13 protein-coding genes are annotated in these 16802 nt (G+C 31.4%); all 13 read right to left on the reverse strand.

Annotated features, from left to right (window positions below; all coding sequences use genetic code 11):
* Positions 1–4: 4 nt before the first annotated feature.
* The 13 genes from B5D41_RS04580 to B5D41_RS04640 all read right to left on the reverse strand — a co-directional run bounded on the left by B5D41_RS04580 (position 5) and on the right by B5D41_RS04640 (position 16686).
* Positions 5–808, reverse strand: a complete 804-nt coding sequence (locus B5D41_RS04580; protein ID WP_078809436.1) for an LpxI family protein — start codon at positions 806–808, stop codon at positions 5–7.
* 26 nt (positions 809–834) lie between these two features.
* Positions 835–1644 carry an acyl-ACP--UDP-N-acetylglucosamine O-acyltransferase gene (lpxA, locus tag B5D41_RS04585; protein ID WP_078809437.1) on the reverse strand — a complete coding sequence of 270 codons (810 nt, stop codon included), beginning with the start codon at positions 1642–1644 and terminating at the stop codon, positions 835–837.
* A gap of 50 nt (positions 1645–1694) precedes the next feature.
* A complete protein-coding gene (gene fabZ, locus B5D41_RS04590) occupies positions 1695–2126 on the reverse strand; it encodes a 3-hydroxyacyl-ACP dehydratase FabZ (RefSeq protein ID WP_078809438.1) in 432 nt (143 codons plus the stop codon).
* A gap of 34 nt (positions 2127–2160) precedes the next feature.
* Positions 2161–3003 carry a UDP-3-O-acyl-N-acetylglucosamine deacetylase gene (gene lpxC, locus B5D41_RS04595; protein ID WP_078809439.1) on the reverse strand — a complete coding sequence of 281 codons (843 nt, stop codon included), beginning with the start codon at positions 3001–3003 and terminating at the stop codon, positions 2161–2163.
* A 74-nt stretch (positions 3004–3077) separates the two neighbouring features.
* Positions 3078–3809, reverse strand: coding sequence for an amino acid ABC transporter ATP-binding protein (locus B5D41_RS04600; protein WP_078809440.1), 732 nt, complete (start codon positions 3807–3809; stop codon positions 3078–3080).
* 39 nt (positions 3810–3848) lie between these two features.
* Positions 3849–6311, reverse strand: coding sequence for a hypothetical protein (locus tag B5D41_RS04605; RefSeq protein ID WP_078809441.1), 2463 nt, complete (start codon positions 6309–6311; stop codon positions 3849–3851).
* Positions 6312–6450: 139 nt separating this feature from the next.
* Positions 6451–7104 (reverse strand): YjbH domain-containing protein, encoded by a 654-nt coding sequence (locus B5D41_RS04610; RefSeq protein ID WP_078809442.1) that lies wholly within the window; start codon positions 7102–7104, stop codon positions 6451–6453.
* An 88-nt stretch (positions 7105–7192) separates the two neighbouring features.
* Complete coding sequence (gene lpxD, locus B5D41_RS04615; RefSeq protein WP_078809443.1) at positions 7193–8239, reverse strand: UDP-3-O-(3-hydroxymyristoyl)glucosamine N-acyltransferase; 1047 nt, start codon at positions 8237–8239, stop codon at positions 7193–7195.
* A gap of 122 nt (positions 8240–8361) precedes the next feature.
* Positions 8362–8784 (reverse strand): OmpH/Skp family outer membrane protein, encoded by a 423-nt coding sequence (locus B5D41_RS04620; RefSeq protein ID WP_078809444.1) that lies wholly within the window; start codon positions 8782–8784, stop codon positions 8362–8364.
* A 29-nt stretch (positions 8785–8813) separates the two neighbouring features.
* Positions 8814–10013, reverse strand: a complete 1200-nt coding sequence (locus B5D41_RS04625) for an OmpH family outer membrane protein (RefSeq protein ID WP_078809445.1) — start codon at positions 10011–10013, stop codon at positions 8814–8816.
* 47 nt (positions 10014–10060) lie between these two features.
* The gene (locus tag B5D41_RS04630) at positions 10061–10585 is read right to left on the reverse strand and encodes an OmpH/Skp family outer membrane protein (RefSeq protein ID WP_078809446.1); all 525 of its coding nucleotides are present in this window, start codon (positions 10583–10585) and stop codon (positions 10061–10063) included.
* Between the two features lie 39 nt (positions 10586–10624).
* Positions 10625–12352 (reverse strand): BamA/OMP85 family outer membrane protein, encoded by a 1728-nt coding sequence (locus B5D41_RS04635; RefSeq protein WP_078809447.1) that lies wholly within the window; start codon positions 12350–12352, stop codon positions 10625–10627.
* A 47-nt stretch (positions 12353–12399) separates the two neighbouring features.
* A complete protein-coding gene (locus tag B5D41_RS04640; RefSeq protein ID WP_159442885.1) occupies positions 12400–16686 on the reverse strand; it encodes a translocation/assembly module TamB domain-containing protein in 4287 nt (1428 codons plus the stop codon).
* Positions 16687–16802 lie beyond the last annotated feature (116 nt).

Here is a 16802-nt window from a genome sequence, read left to right on the forward strand (position 1 = left end):
TCTTTCACCTCATTGCTACAATAGAAATATTAGCTTTATTAGCCATCTGACAAACCTTTGCTTGATTTACAACAAAAGTTTTACCAGCCTCAATTACAATTCCTTGCGCCTTAATCTCAATCAAATTTTTAATTGTTTCTATACCAATAGTAGGAATATCGAACCTAAAATCCTGGTCTGGTTTACTAACCTTAGCAACAATTGCACCTTCTGAAGTCAATTGGCCTCCTCTTAAGATAGCCTGGTCAGTACCTTCAATAGCCTCTACAGCTATTACTGCACTATTCTTGACTACAACTGTTTGTCCAATGTCTAGATTACCAATTCCTTTAGCCATCTTAAACCCAAACTTCATATCTTTTAATTGCTCTTTAGTAGGTTTAATCGAATTCAAAACTCCAGACTTAGGCAGTAACGTTTCTAAATAAGTTGTCTGTTCTTTTACCTCAATTCCTGCTTCTTTTAATTCATTTACTAAAGCTAATAAGATAGCATCATCATTCTTCTCCTCTAGATTATTTAATAACTTCATCATTCTTGTATCAAACTCTAGAGTAAAAAGTAAGTCTTTATTTACTTTACCTACCATTACTATCTCTTTTATACCAGATTTCTGTAGTCTATTTATTATCTTATCTAACTGACCGACACTTATTTCATAATTCTCATCAACAATTTCACCTAATCTATCTGCTGGAGCTTGGTCAGTGATATTAATTGCCACTATCTCTTTATCATTATCTTTTGCAGCTTTAGCAAAAGATATTGGCAAATTTCCGTTTCCAGCAATCAGCCCCACTCTGTCCATAATTATCCTCCTAAATTACTTCTACTTTATCTACATATTCCACGTTGTGCATTTCTTAAGAAACGTAAGAAATGTTCAATTTCCGGACTACTATCTAACTCTTGATCCATCTTTTCAATAGCCTGTGAAATATTTAGACTAGAACGATATAGATATTTATAAGCAGTCTTAATCTCTTTACGTAATTCAGGTGTAATACCATTTCTTCGTAATCCTATTACATTAATACCATTTACTGTCGCTGGATGACCATCAACTAAGATATAAGGTGGAACATCTTTTACTACTTTAGAATGAGCTCCTACCATAGCCATCTTTCCGATTCTTACAAATTGATGAATTCCTGTTAACCCAGAAATAACTGCTGAATCTTCAATCATAATATGTCCTGCTAAGTTGACAGCATTAGACATGATAATATTATCACCTAATTGACAATCATGAGCCACATGACAGTAAGCCATGAGTAAGTTATCATTACCTATCTTAGTCTCTCTACCGCCTTCTTCAGTTCCACGATGAATCGTTACATATTCTCGAATTGTATTGTCATCCCCAATAGTTAAATAACTCTCTTCTCCATGATATTTTAAGTCTTGAGGCTCTAAACCAATGGAAGCACCTGTAAAGAGCTTATTATTCTTTCCAATCTCTGTCCAGCCATCTATTACAACATGTGCACCTATTTCTGTTCCTTCACCAATCTTTACATTTTCACCAATTACAGAATAAGGCCCAATTTCTACATCTTTACCAATCTCTGCGTCAGAATGAACTACCGCCGTTTCATGGATATTAGCTATGTGTACAACATTATTCCTCTGATTTGTCTTCATTATTCTTCCTCCCTCAAATCTGATCCATAGTTCGAATTTAATTAAGAATACTATTTACCTTGAATTGCAAACATTAATCTAGCTTCAGCTACAATCTCATCATCTACTAGAGCTTTCGTCGACACCTTACCAATTCTCCCTCTTAACTTTAATACTTCAGCTTCAATTATTAATTGGTCACCTGGTATAACAGGCTTTCTAAATCTAGCCTTATCTATCCCAGCAAAATAAGGGACCTGCTCTTCTTCACTATCTTTATTATCCAGCATTACAAAGCCACCTACTTGAGCCATGGCTTCAATAATCAATACCCCAGGCATAACTGGATGTCCTGGATAATGGCCATTAAAAAACTCTTCATTGGTTGTTACATTCTTTAAACCTACAACTCTTTCTCCTTCCTCAAACTCCAAAATTCTATCAACTAATAAAAAAGGATAACGGTGTGGTAAAATCTCTTTAACTTCATTTATATCTAACATAATTCATCCTCCTCTTATGCTTTACCTCGCTTAACTACTGGTCAAATAAGTAGCTTTTAATATTTTTAGCTAATTTAACATTCAGTTTATGACCTGAACGCACAGCAATAATATGTCCTTTAAAAGGTGGAATCAATGACAGATCACCAACTAAATCTAAAATCTTATGTCTAACAATCTCATCAGGAAATCTTAAATCATTAATAACTTCATCTTCCTCAATTAAAATAGCATTTTCTAAACTACCACCTAATGCTAACCCCCGAGCCTGTAAATCCTCTATTTCTTGTGCAAACCCAAAAGTTCTACAAGGTGCTAATTCATCTCTAAAAACTTCCTCATTTATAATAAATTCTCCAAATTGATTACCTATAGCAGAATGTTCAGAAACAAAAGTATAACTAGTCTTAAAACTAACAAAAGGTAAGACAACTAAGTAGGCGTCACCTTCTCTAACCCAAATTATTTCATCAATTTTATAAACTTTTCTTTTAGAATCTAATTCTTCAATGCCTGCCTCATATAAAAGTTCTAAAAAAACCTTAGCACTACCATCAGTGACTGGAACTTCCTCAGCATTAATTTCAATTAACAAATTATCTATACCAGCACCATTTAACGCTGATAATAAATGTTCTACAGTGCTAATTCTATATTCATCAGTTCCAATAGTGGTAGATCGATTAGTAGCCACTACATTATCTACTTCTGCTTTTATTTCTGGTTTTCCTGGTAAATCCACTCTTTTAAATATTATACCACTATCAGCCGGTAATGGTTTACAAGTTATTTTTACATTTTGACCTGTATGCAATCCTACACCGTCATACGAGATCGACTCTTTTAAAGTCTGTTGTTTCTCCGAATTTGAGCGCATGACTGCCTCCTTTCTTGATAACTTTTAATTAATTCCATAAAAATCTATCATTCTCCTGCAATTATTCATAAAATTTATTTATATTCAAACAACTCTTTATACTTCTTACCAATTTTAGATGTTGGTTCAGTAAAAACTTTTTCAGGGTCTCCTCTTTCTACTATTCTTCCTTGATCCATTAATAAGATTCTGTCTGAAACTTTATAAGCAAAATCTATCTCATGAGTTACAATTATAATACTCTTATCTTGAGTAGAAGTAATAGATTCTAAAACCTCTAAAACTTCTCTTACTAAGATTGGGTCTAAAGCAGCAGTTGGTTCATCTAGTAACATTAAACTAGATTTTAAAGCCAAACTTCGAGCAATCCCCACACGTTGTTTTTGGCCTCCACTTAAATCTTGAGGATAACTATCAGCAAAATCTCTCAAATGAACTTGATCTAAACTTTTTCTAACTCGTTTTTTAACTTCTTCTTTAGATAAATCCTGTTTCATCAATGCTAACATAATATTATCAAAGACTGTTAATCTATTGATTAAATTGAAACCTTGAAAAACAAAACCTATATCTTGTCTAATCTTTAATAATTCTGGTTTATGCAATCTTAAAATATCCTTACCCTTATATATAATATGACCAGAATCTGGTTCTGTTAGTCGATTTATGCACCTAATAGTAGTAGACTTCCCACAACCACTAGGGCCCATAATGGTTAAAGTTTCTCCTTTTTGAGCACTAAAGTTAATTCCTTTTAATACTTCTAATGTACCATAAGACTTGTATAGATTACAAACTTCTAACATTAGCATATCACATCATTTCTAAATATCAAGTGTTTCCCATCACTTAAATATCATTTGTCTCCTATTTAATAATGTTAAAAAACCTGGCCTTCCATTAGGAATTGCAATTTCATGCATGATCTCAGTATATTCTAGCCCTAATGCTTCTCCAGCTAAGATTTCTGACTCATCTATAGGATTAATAGCCGTAGCTTTCTTAGCAGCTAAAACTCCTAATACTGCACCAACTATAAATATAGACCCTACACCTAAATAAGGTAACTTTGCTTTCGAAATATAAAATATACTACTTAAAAGTAATCCACCTAATAACATACCATATAAATAACTCGATTTTAAAAACCTAACAAACCTTCTGTCTTCTTGTGACTTCATCTTTTGAATAGTTACCATAACTAAAGTCTGGTCCACAAATAAGACTAGCCCTGTAAAGATTAATGCTATTAAAGCAGTCAATGTCTCTCTAACCTCTCCTAATATCCTATATAGTTCTCCTCGGACATTAGGTTTAATTATTCCTACTTTAGTAAATACTTGATTAACTGGTAGTCTTGTGAAATAATTATTAACTACCTTTTTTAATCTACTCTTATCTATTTTATTATTTATTAAAAAGTAAGCTGCATCCCCAGGAACAACTTGACCTGCTAAATACTTATTCAATAACTGAATAGTTCCTGTGATTTCTTCATCTTTAAGATTCGGTAATGTAGTCTGAAGATATCTCAACTGTTCACTTATTAAACCAAAGTTTAATTTATCTAATTTTAATAAACCTTCCCTTAGGTTTAGTAATTTTTCCTCTAGTTGGGATTGATTGATATTATTTAATCCCTTAACTGTGTCTCCTATATTACCCGACACAACTTTAAATAATTCATTTATCTCTTTAGAACTAATCTTTGAATTAGCACCAGCTTGTAATACTTTCTTAAAGGATTCTAATTTATTATTCCAATTTCTTAATTTATTTAAAAGTGGATTGTACTGGTTTATCTTACCAACAATTGTATCTGTTTGACTAGTAACTTGTTGCCTAAGTTGATGAATAGATTTTCTTAATTCAATTAATCGCTTATTATCAGCTCCTGCTAAAGATAAAAGCGTCACCTGTTTCTCTAAGTTTCTTTCAAAAGTTCTAAAGTTTGAATCCATATGCAGCAATTCTTCTTGCAATGAATCTAGCCTTGTCAGACTAGCCTCTAAACTAGTAGTTATATCAGTTATCTTACTTACTATATCCAAGAATTCCTTTATATCTTTTTGATTATTCAATGCAAAATCATTTAATTTATTCTTTTGTTTAGTTAAGTCAGATTTTAAGTTTCCTACTTTATCTAACCCATCTTGATAACTATTTAACCATGTTAATAACTTTTGATTAATCTGTTCAGCGTTAGTCAAAATACCACTTAATTTAGGGACTACTTCTTCAGTCTCATCTGCTGCTTTCTTTAATAAAAATCGCGGTCTTTTAACTTCAACTTTACCTACTTTTTTAGTGATTTTACCTGAGTTATCAAGTAAATATACATATTCTCTAGTAATTTGTGAACCATCACCTTGAGTTATCAAAGTTTTTAATACACCCTCTTTTATCTCTAATGGTGTCAGCTTAATAGACTTAGAAGTAGCCTTTTCCCCAATGTCTAAAGTTTCTTTTCCCTGACCAGCTATTACTAAGTTATTCCCTTTATCAATTTGTAAGTCATCTGGTATTTCTACCTGAACAATAGTTGCATATTTTAATAAAAAACTCTTCATCTGATTCATAGTTTTAACTAAATCATCTAAATTAGCTCTTTGACCAGCACCTAAGCCTTTTATATCACTAGAAGAAAATTCATCTTTTAGTTGATTACGTAAGTCATTACTCATTTTAGCTATTTTTTCTGAATCTTCTTCAATAGGAAACCTTAATTGTAATACTTCATATTCATCTAAAATTTCTTCTATTTCACTTTTAGCTGAATTTAAATCAGTAGTCGACTTAAAGATTACTTCTAAACCTGAACTTACTGATAAGACAAAGTCAACCTCTGGTATGGCAGAAAACTTTTTAATTAAAATTTGATTAACATTCCCTACCATTCCCTGTATAGAAAGTTTAGGTTCAGTTATTAAGGAAACATTCTCTAAACCTACTATCTGTTCATATTCATCTTCAATTCTAGAAAAAACTTCTCTATTTCTAAATTCATCATCTATCTGCAAGAAATAGTTAGCTTTTCCAGCTACAGTTATTCCTTTCTTTAATTCTGAACCTGGCAACTCTTTAGCTACCTTCTTTTTAACCTTTCTATAAGTTGAATCATTCATTTCTTGACTAATAGTTAATAAGAAATCATATTTACCATAATCACCCAAAATACCATCAACTGTATCACCAAAATATTTATCTGCTAAATAACCTATGCCTGCAGCTAAACTACTACCGATTAATAACACAACAATCAACCAGATTAATAGATCTTTACGAAATTCATGTCTTAAAATCTCCATTAACCTCACTCCTATCCTTATCAATTATAACATCTAAGATAAAAGGCGTAAATAGGATAATTAATGTAATTAATGGATATTGCAATAAAAAAATAACCTCCTAGTAAAAACTAGAAGGTTACCATTTATATACTCTAATTTAAAAACTATTATTAAAATTAATTCCAGCTGAAAGATCTGACATATCAGTTACTGCTACATTAAAATCAAATTGTGAATTTAACTTAAATTTAGCTCCTGCATTTAAATCATGGTCATTATATTCTAACATTAAAGTCGTTACTGGCATCTTAAATTGGTTTTGCTTAGAATCAGATATAGAAACTGGATTAAGAGTCTTACTCAAACCAGCAAAAATTCCATCAAATCTGCCATTACCGATTCCTATATGACCCCTTAATCCGTAATAATTAAAATTCTTACTAGCTGTTATATATAAATCTTCATCGGTTAATCCCATGGCCAATGCCGGTTGCTTCTTATTTTCTTCCATAAATTGCATTTTAGCATTCAAAACCACATCATCATCTTGTAGATTATTGTCATACCAATAACCAGTTAACCCTAATTCAATATTATCATCTACTCCGTAATTAAGTAACATGACATCTCCATTCTCAACTACCTCATAACCTAATGTTAAATCCCCAGTCTGCTGTATATCCGCAGTAGGAATAGTAACTAAACCGCTAAATCCATTCTGAGTAGCAGTTAAAGCTAAAGCACTACTACCTAGCCCTAACACTAAACATAGTGTAACCATCATTACTAAATTCATCTTTTTACTTAGCATATTTAATTCTCCTTTTAGTTTATTTTATACTTTGCTTTGTACTATATATAATATACTGTATATACTGTTATCATTTATGTGATTGCCATCACTCATTAGGACTACTATCTATTTTGTTTTCTAACTCTTTTACTTCTCTTTTTAATTTATTTAATTCTTTAATTAAATTTGGCAGCTTGCGTCTAGCAGCTTTAACCCTCATCTCAGATTTATGATCTCTAGCTGGATAACCTGAATAAAAAGAATCAGACGGAACATCTTTAGTAACAATACTCTGAGCAGCTACCGTAACATTATCACCCACTGTTAGATGACCAATTACACCAGCCTTCCCTGCTAGTGTCACCCAATCTCCTAATTGAGCACTACCAGCAATCCCTACTTGCGCAATTACAAGACAGTTTCTTCCTAGCTTAACATTATGAGCAATATGTACCAAGTTATCAACCTTAGTACCTTCTCCAATAATTGTAGAACCAGTAGCAGCCCGATCTATAGTCACATTAGCTCCTAGCTCAACCTTATCTTCAATGATTACATCTCCTAATTGCGGAACTTTATAATGCTCTGTATCAGTGCTCTCATAGCCATATCCATCACTACCAACCACAGTTCCAGCCTGAATAATAACTTCAGAACCAATCTTAGTTTCAGCATTAATCACTACATTAGGATGTAGTAAAGTATTATCACCTATTGATACCTGGCTTCCAATATAAACCCCTGCTGCTATTCTAGCTCCATCTCCAATCTTACTACCCGATTCTATAGTCACATTAGGACCGATAGAGATATCATCACCTAATTCTACATCATCAGCAACCACCGCAGTAGGATGAATTTGATCAATTTTAAATAATTCTGGAGTAAAATTTTGAGCAATCTTAGCAAATGCTAATCTAGGATTATCAACTTTTATCAATGCTTTATTTGGAACAGTTTCACACTCATGAGTAACTATAATTGCAGAGGCAGGACTAGCTAGAGCTTTATCCAAGTAATTTGGATTTTGAGCAAAAGTAAGCTCTCTATTTTCAACATCATTAACCCCTCCTACACCAATTATCTCTAGGGTAGGATCACCTTCTAATTCACCATCTACTATTTTTACTAGATCCTCTAACAGTAAGGACAAGTTCTACAACCTCCCACTAAAAACTAAATCTAGTAAGCTCCTTAGATAATCTAAAAAGCTTACTAGGTATAATATTCCTTAAAACTCCCTTAATTATAAGATTAATTAGTTAGAGTTTTAAATTACTCTAATGATTTAATAACTTGGTCAGTAATATTTATTCCTCCATATTGCACTTCTGCTTTGCGAACTACTATATCAATCTTTTCTTCTTTAGCTACTTTTTTAACAGCTTCTTGAATAGTCTTTCTTAATTTCTTTTCCATCTCTTCCTTAATCTTTTGACTTTGTTTATAAGCTTTTTGTCGTTCATCTTTTAACTTCTCTTCATCTTTAATATCTTGTAGCTTAGCTTCATATTCAGATTGCAGTTCTTTTAACTTTTGGTCTAAATTTTGTTGATATTTCTGGACTTGCTTACTCTCTTCTACAACCTTCTTCATATCTACTATGCCAATTTTTTGTTTTTGGGAAGTGCAGCCTGTAACTAACACCAATAATGCAATAGCTAATAAAAGTAGCTTTAATGACTTATTAACCTTCATCTAACATCCTTCCTTCCCTATATACCTATCTAATTTTTTAACTTAATGATTACCTCATCTGTAATATCTACTGCTGCTATATTATTACGATAATCAATCAGTACTACATCAAGTTCTTTCTCCTTTGCTACTTTGGCTATTTCTGCTTTAATATCTTTCATGATTTCTGTTTGCAAAGACTTTTGACCATTCTTTAATTCATCTAAACCATCTACTAACTTCTTATTCTTTGTTTCAATACTACTGCTTAACTGTTTCTCTGCTTCTACAATAGTTCCTTGTAATTTTTCACTTAAATTAGCCTGTTTATTCTGCATCTCTTCTTTTAAAAGTTTTTGCTGTTTTTGGACATAAGACTGTAATTCTTCATTAGCTTCTTTCTTCCTTTTCATTACCTTATTATTCATCTGATTAGTTAATTCTTGTTGATAAGTCTTAAATTTCTTATTAGCCTCTTTTTGTTGTTGACTAATAAATTCTTTAAGTTTCTTTTCTAATTCATGCTTCTTATCATTAAGTTCCTGTTTCCTTTTTTTCTCTAGAGCAACTAACTCTTTTTGATATTCTTTCTTTTCTTTAGAAGAACTTTGTAACATTTGTAGTTTTAATCTAAGATTTAAAATGTCTTGATAATACTTATCATGCAACTCTTTATTATATTCTTTTAATATCTTACGCTGTTCTTCTTTTTTAGCTTCTATTTTATTCTTAATTTGTTTTTTAATCTTTACTTGTTTCTTTTCTAACTTATCTCTCATTTCTTCTTTAATTCTATCCTCATATGCTGATATTTCTTCTTTTGTTCTTTCAACTTTAGTATCAATTCTTTCTTGATATTTATCCTTAGTATCTTGTAATCGTTTATCTATCTGCTTATCTATACTCTTTAAATGTTCTTGACGATTCTTTCGAGTTAAATTAAGAGTATCTCCTTGTGCTTGTAACTCAATATTAATATCGCGAATCTGTTCCCCTAAATTCTCTAACGTTTTAGCTTGAGGATGAGCAGTCTTTATTTTTGCTAAGTCTACTACTCCTATCCTAACTTTATCTGCTACCTCTTTGCTATTTGATGCATTCTTATTTTCATTAGTTTCTTTTACATCTTGTGTTTGATCATTACCTTGTTGTTGAGTAGGATTGTCAGTAGCTAAAATACTACTACAACCTGTAACTAACAGGAGTAGAATGAGTACAACACCTAACTTTTTCAAAGCCTTATTCTTCATTAAAAATTCACCTACTTCCTAAAACATATTCTAGTAGATTAATTATTCTATTTATCATTCTTTTTAGATGTCTCTTGTTTATCAGCTTTATTCTTAGCTTTAAGTCTATCTAATACTTGAGAAGTCAGATCTGTTCCTCCATAAATAATCATATCCTTTTGTAAGACAACAGCAATTCCTTGTTCTTTAGCTATCTCATCAATAGTAGCTTTAATCTCATCATTAATTGGTTTTAATAGTTGTTTTTGACGTTTATTAGCTTCTACATTTAGTTTTTGCTGATATTGCTGAACCAATTTCTGTTTTTCTGCTCCCTGTACCTGTTCAATCTTAGATTGTAATTCTCCTTTTAATTGTTGCTGTAAGCCTTGAAGATCTTGATTAAGCTTACTCTTTACCGCTGGAATATCAGGATGATTTTCGAATAAATACTGCATATCTACATATGCAATTGATTCCTTAATTTCTGACTTTGCACTTGCCTTTGGTGAGAATAAAGCAAATGCTCCTGCCCCCATAACTACAATTAACATAATTGTCAATACTTTAGTTAAATTCTTCTTTAAAAACATTTTTTATGTCCCCTCTCTACTTAATTTTAAATTATTCTTTTAGAAAGATTGTCCTAAACTAAAGTGTAATCTTGAATCTTCCTCTTGGAAACCATAATCTAATCTAATCTGTCCAACTGGCGTACTTACTCTAACACCTAACCCAGCTGACTTTTTAAGATTATCTAAATTGAAGTTCTCTCCTTCTTCCCATACCTTACCTGCATCTGTAAATAAGACACCTGTAAATTTATCAGCAATAGGGATTCTATATTCTGCATTAAATAGAATCATATCATCACCATTAAATTGACCATCTTTATAACCTCTTACAGTCTGAGCTCCACCTAATTCATATTCTTCATTAACAGGTAAACCACTATCACTTAATCCTGTTTTGAAACGAAAAGCCCAACTATTATCTTCAAAAAAATAGGCTGGAGTATAATCTCTTAAATCTAACTGATACTTAGTAAAATCAGTGTCACCGCCTAACTGCTGACCTGCATATTCAATAGAAAGTCTATCTTGACGTCCATCTGTTGGATTAAAGACATCATTTCGTGTATCCCTAACAGTAGAAAAAGTTAAACTACGAGTATTACCTTCTAATTCTTCTAGTGCTGCTGAAGGTATATTCTCTCCATCTAAAGAAGTATCATCATATTCATACTTTAAATATCCTTCTATGTCATAGCCTAAAGGATGACCAAGAGTAATACTTCCTCCTTTTTCTTGCTCTTCATAGTCTAAAGCTTCATTATTAGAGCCTTGTGCATATTCAGAGAAATCTCCTGTCTTCTCATCAGTACGGTCATAAATGCTGAATCCAAATGAAGTATCACTACCAAAAGCCCATGGCTCGAAGAAACTTAACTCATATGTTGTATTCTCTTCACCAAACTCCCAACGGAAACCAAGTTTTTGTGCTCTCCCTTTGAAATTCTTCTCTTGAACTTCAATATGTCCTAACCAACCATCAGTACTACTATAACCAGCACCAATTCCAAAGTTACCTGTCTTACGCTCTTTAACCTCTATAGTTAAGCTAACACTATTCTCATTAGTAGAATTCTTCTCTAATTTTGGTTTAATATCTTTAAAGAAACCCAAATTATAAATATCTCTTAAATCCTGCTTCATCTCTTTTACATTAAATACATCTCCTGGTTCCATAGTTAGCTTTCTCTTAATAACGAAGTCCTTAGTCTTTTCATTCCCTTCAATCTTAATCTCAGCTAACTTACCTTCACTAATGGTAACAACTAAAGTACCATCCTTCTTCATCAAAATATCCTCTATCTTAGCTAACATATAACCTTCTTCTTGATAATACGATTCAACTTTTCTTAAATTTTTATTTAATTGATTAGTATTTAACATCTTATCAGTCTTTAGTTTCAATTGTTCTTTTATCTTTCCTGCAGATATTGCCTGATTACCTTTAATTTTAATCTTCTTTAAAATAGGATTTTCTACTACTTCAAAGATCAACTTAACTCCATTCTTATAATTTTCAAACGAAGCTTGGACATCAAAGAAATATCCTAAATCAAAAATAGCTTGTAAATCCTTTTGTAATTTCTGGTTAGAAATCTGATCTCCTATTGAAGTCTTAACTACCTTTAAAATCTCCTCATTAGAAATCTTTTTATTACCTTTTACCTCAATTGCTGTAATAAAGTTGCTATGTTTACCATTGTCTGATGCAGCCCAAACTACGCTAAAACTACTTAGTAATATAGTTAAACTAAGTACTACAGCTAAAATCTTTAGCCTGTTTTGCAAATTAATTCCTCCTTTTAATTAGATAACTATAAATTGAATACCATTATTTAGTTAAATGAAAACTTAGCTTCTAATTCTAAACGATACTCATCATCGTTGCCAATTGTTCCGTCTAAAACTACATCCTTTAATTTATCAAACATTTCATATTCAAAACCAATAGACCTTTCTTCATCACCAGCAAACTCCTGATTATACTTAAGGAACAAATCATCTGTTATTTGCTTACCCATCTTTAAATTAAAGCCATTTCCTATACCGGAATATAACTTAAATTCATCAAGGTCCCATTTATCTTCCAGAGTCTCTTCTATATTAGACAAGAATTCAACTCGAATCCCTGCCTGTAAAACTCTTACTAATTCATCTTCAATTACTTGATCATAATTGCCTTCTAATAGACTACCTAATCCACCTCTCCTAGCTAATAAATTAAGAATCTCTGGTTTGCTCAAAGATGGATCTGATTCTAAGTTAATAGACATCTGATTAGCAGGGCCACCTAACCTCAATAAGACTTCTACTTTCTCAGTATCATACTCCTTCTCTTGTTCTTCAACTAAATTCATCACCTTAGTATTAGCTACTATATCTAATTTCGGAATATTACCTCCATATTCATCAAAAGTAGCCGTACCGGATACTAACTCAAATTCAGTATTATAATAATTAAAACCACCAGTTTTAGAAGTTAATTCTCCTTTTAATTCTATCCCTTGTTTGCCAGAGACTATTTGCAAAGTACCTTCTTCAATTAAGATATCTATATTATCATTATAAACCTTAACTTCTTTCCCTGGTTTGACCTTAAGATCAAATTGTGGTTCTATTAATGACTTAGAGCCATCACTGACAGCCGGCCATTTGAAAGGAATAATAATCCGAGTATCATATGCCAAAATCTCTCCCCTTATTATAGGGTTACTAGCAATACCTCCAATCTTTAAGGTCGCATCATTCTTCCCTTGCCAAGAACCATGTTCAACCGGCAAACTATCCCCCGTAAATGTTAGATTAACTTCACCTAATCTCCAATCATTAATCCTAACATTTCCTTGAGTATTAAAACTACCTCCTCCATACCTACTAGTCAATTTATCAACCTTTATTAATTGATCTTTAATTTCTAAAACTCCATTCAGATTTGAAAAGTCACTGGTTAAACCTACTATAGATAATTCTCCATTATTAACTTCAACTCTACCATCATAATGAGGATCCCTCTTACTACCAGAAATAACAAGATGAGCATCACCATTACCTTCTGCAGTTTTAACACCTTCTAACCATTGAGATAAAAGACTTAAATCACCTTCTTTAAACTTAATATCAATATAAAGTGGATCAGTCTGACCCCGAAGTGGTAGATAACCATCAGCAGTAATTAGATTTTGATCATTTACTCTTAACTTCAATTGACGCGTAATTTTAAATTGATTACCTTCTTTTAAGATAAATGAACCTGCTAATGATTCATACTCATAATCATCTACATGCCCATTTAAAATTTCAATACTTGAATTGATATCTAAGGAATTTAATTCACCATCTAATTCAATCTTCGAATTAAGACTCCCTCCTATATCATGATTTAAAGGTATTGAACCATCAAAAGGAGCTAAAGCAAAGTTCTTCGTCTGCAAAAGAAGGTCAGCACCTAATCTATAATCATAACTCCCCTTAAGAATTAAATATCCATCACGATCAATATCACCTACTAAAATCTGTCCTTTAACCTTAGGCTCTTTAAATGCACCATTAAAAACTAATTGTCCAAAGAAACTATGTGGTATTTTTTCTTTTACTTCCCAAGGTAATATTTCTGCTAATTCAGCTAATTGTCCGTCGACCATCTCTAAATGGAGTTCCTTAAATTCTTTCTTTTCTAAATCAAGATCCCCATTTATTTCATATTCGGTTTCCTGTCTATTAATTTCTAAATTTTGCAGACTAATAATTTGGTCCATATAATTAATATTCCCTGTTATATTCTGCAAATCATGTCCAGCTACTACACCTTCATTCAAATCAACATCTCCAATTAAATTAGGATTAGAAAGATTCCCTTTTAAATGACCAGTAAAATCTAAACTTCCTTGTAATTCTCCAAAACCTATAGGAAATAAATCTAATTCAGATATACTTACATCTTCTGCGTTTAATGTAATATCTAAATCACCATTTCTTTTAACAATACCCTGTCCAATTAATTTTGAATCATCACTAAATAATTGCAAGTTTTCTATTCGCAACTTATTATCTTGCCAATTAAGGGTTAACCAACCGGAACTAAGTTTTATCCCTCTTACCTGACCAGCTAATATTCTCAGTCTTCCTTCAGCTTGAAAATCATCAACTGTTCCTTTAATATTCAAGCCACCAGCAAACTGCCCATCGACCTCTTTTAATTCCTGACTAATAATAAATTTATATAAGTCTCTAATTTTTCCTGCCTTAGTCTTTAAATTAAGGTCAAATTTTGGTTTATTAGCCAATTGTATACTTCCAACTAATTCATAATTAGAAGATTGATCTGTTATAACCATATCTTCTAATATAATTCTTTCGTTACCATAAGTTAATCTTCCTTTTACTTTTTCTAACTCTCTATTTTTATAACTTATTTCTTCTCCTTTAATATCACCTGAAAAATGAGGAGAACTAATTTTTCCTGATAACTTTCCTTGTAAATTAGCAGACCCCACCAGGGTCCGATAATTATGTAACCCTGTCAATTCAGAAAGTTTAACATCTTTAGCTGTAATATCTAAACTTAAGGTTTGATCAGTATTGACCACTCCTCTAGCATTCCAACGACTTTCTCCAGATTTTACAGTTATATCACTTAATAATAATTGAGTATCGTTAAACCAAAAATTACTATTCATTCCATCAAATTTATATTCTCTCCATGCGCCACTGTCAACTTTAATGCTACCAAACATCGTTAAACTTTCAAAAGACTCCTGACCCCCAATTACTAAACTCCCATTTAATTTACCTGTTAAATCTAAAGATTGACTAATTGGTTTTAACCTCTTTAATTCAATTCCTTTAGATTCTAACGAGGCTGTATACACCAGTGGATTATCTTTAGACCAACTAATAGTTCCACGACCACTTAAAGTTCCATTAGCCACTTTAGATTTAAATCCACTTAAAGTAATTAAATTATTTTTATACCTTAAACCAAATCTGAAATTTTTAAATTTAAAATCATTAATCTCTACTTCTGGTAATCTAATTTGAGTCCTAACTTCAGGATTACTTACTGAGCCTCTTATCTGTCCAACAGTCTTAGCACTCCCATCTACTACTAACTGTGAAGGCAATAAATCTGTTAATATATTTAAATCTAAGTGAGAGCTACTAAACTCTAAATATAACTTAGAATCCTGCCAACCTTTAACTACACCCGCTAAGTCTAATTTAGATCCATTAATATCAGCTATTAATTTTTTAATAATTAAACCCTGTTTGTTTATATTTAATCTACCATTTACTATCTTAATTCCATAAGAAAAATCATCATGCTTAAGTATGCTGTCTTTAATCTCCAATTCACCATTATAATCTAAATCAGCTAAAGAATTAACTGTTGTATTACCTTTCACATGTAATGTCCCATTTACTCTTCCATCTTTTAATTTAATCTTGGACTTCGATAATGTATTTTGTAATTCACTAGCGAACAGATTCAAATTTAAGTCATTTAAATTAATACTCACCTGAAACTCTCGTAAGTCAGCTATACCTTCTACTATAAATTGGCCATTATTATCTGGTAGACGAGAATTTAAATTGAATTTCATACTTTTTTTATTCAATTTTACCTTACCATTAATCTTTTCTAATCTATTAATTCCTTTTATGGCATCAATATCTCCACTTAAGGTTCCTTCTTTAACAATAATTTTTCCTGTAAAGTGATTAACGATAGGAATAATATTTATATCAGGATCCTTAACCTTAGTTACTTCAAGTTTTGGTGAAAATAATTCAACTTGACGAACACTACTTATCATATCACTTTTCTGTAATAATACATCTAATATATTATAGGAAATTTCAACTTTATTAGCAGTTAATTGATATTTCCTGCCGTCATCTAGATATAAATCCTTAATTAATAATTGATTAATTCCACTAATCTCAATTTTAGCTAAATCAATTTGATAACCATACTTATCCTTTACTATAGAAACCATCTTCTCTTTAATTTGAGCAGAAAAATTCACCCAATTAGAAGATAATGTGAAAATGACAAAACCTAATAAACAAAGAACCAAAACCATAGGAAGCACTATTTTCACTTTCTTATTTACCGAAATCATCATATGGCCTCCAATTTTCAATTCAATTCTTAACCTCAGACTACTCTTATGATAATATATTTTATTAAAAGATGCAACAGTTATAATCAGTTATTTCCTTATAATTTTGGAATTTA

The organism is Selenihalanaerobacter shriftii, from assembly GCF_900167185.1.
Lineage (GTDB): Bacteria > Bacillota > Halanaerobiia > Halobacteroidales > Acetohalobiaceae > Selenihalanaerobacter > Selenihalanaerobacter shriftii.

Coding starts and splice junctions, on each gene's coding strand:
- B5D41_RS04640 (WP_159442885.1), bottom strand. CDS start 16,686: ATGATTTCGGTAAATAAGAAAGTGAAAATAGTGCTTCCTATGGTTTTG.
- B5D41_RS04610 (WP_078809442.1), bottom strand. CDS start 7,104: ATGCTAAGTAAAAAGATGAATTTAGTAATGATGGTTACACTATGTTTA.
- B5D41_RS04630 (WP_078809446.1), bottom strand. CDS start 10,585: ATGTTTTTAAAGAAGAATTTAACTAAAGTATTGACAATTATGTTAATT.
- fabZ (WP_078809438.1), bottom strand. CDS start 2,126: ATGTTAGATATAAATGAAGTTAAAGAGATTTTACCACACCGTTATCCT.
- B5D41_RS04625 (WP_078809445.1), bottom strand. CDS start 10,013: ATGAAGAATAAGGCTTTGAAAAAGTTAGGTGTTGTACTCATTCTACTC.
- B5D41_RS04580 (WP_078809436.1), bottom strand. CDS start 808: ATGGACAGAGTGGGGCTGATTGCTGGAAACGGAAATTTGCCAATATCT.
- B5D41_RS04605 (WP_078809441.1), bottom strand. CDS start 6,311: ATGGAGATTTTAAGACATGAATTTCGTAAAGATCTATTAATCTGGTTG.
- B5D41_RS04600 (WP_078809440.1), bottom strand. CDS start 3,809: ATGTTAGAAGTTTGTAATCTATACAAGTCTTATGGTACATTAGAAGTA.
- lpxA (WP_078809437.1), bottom strand. CDS start 1,644: ATGAAGACAAATCAGAGGAATAATGTTGTACACATAGCTAATATCCAT.
- lpxC (WP_078809439.1), bottom strand. CDS start 3,003: ATGCGCTCAAATTCGGAGAAACAACAGACTTTAAAAGAGTCGATCTCG.
- B5D41_RS04620 (WP_078809444.1), bottom strand. CDS start 8,784: ATGAAGGTTAATAAGTCATTAAAGCTACTTTTATTAGCTATTGCATTA.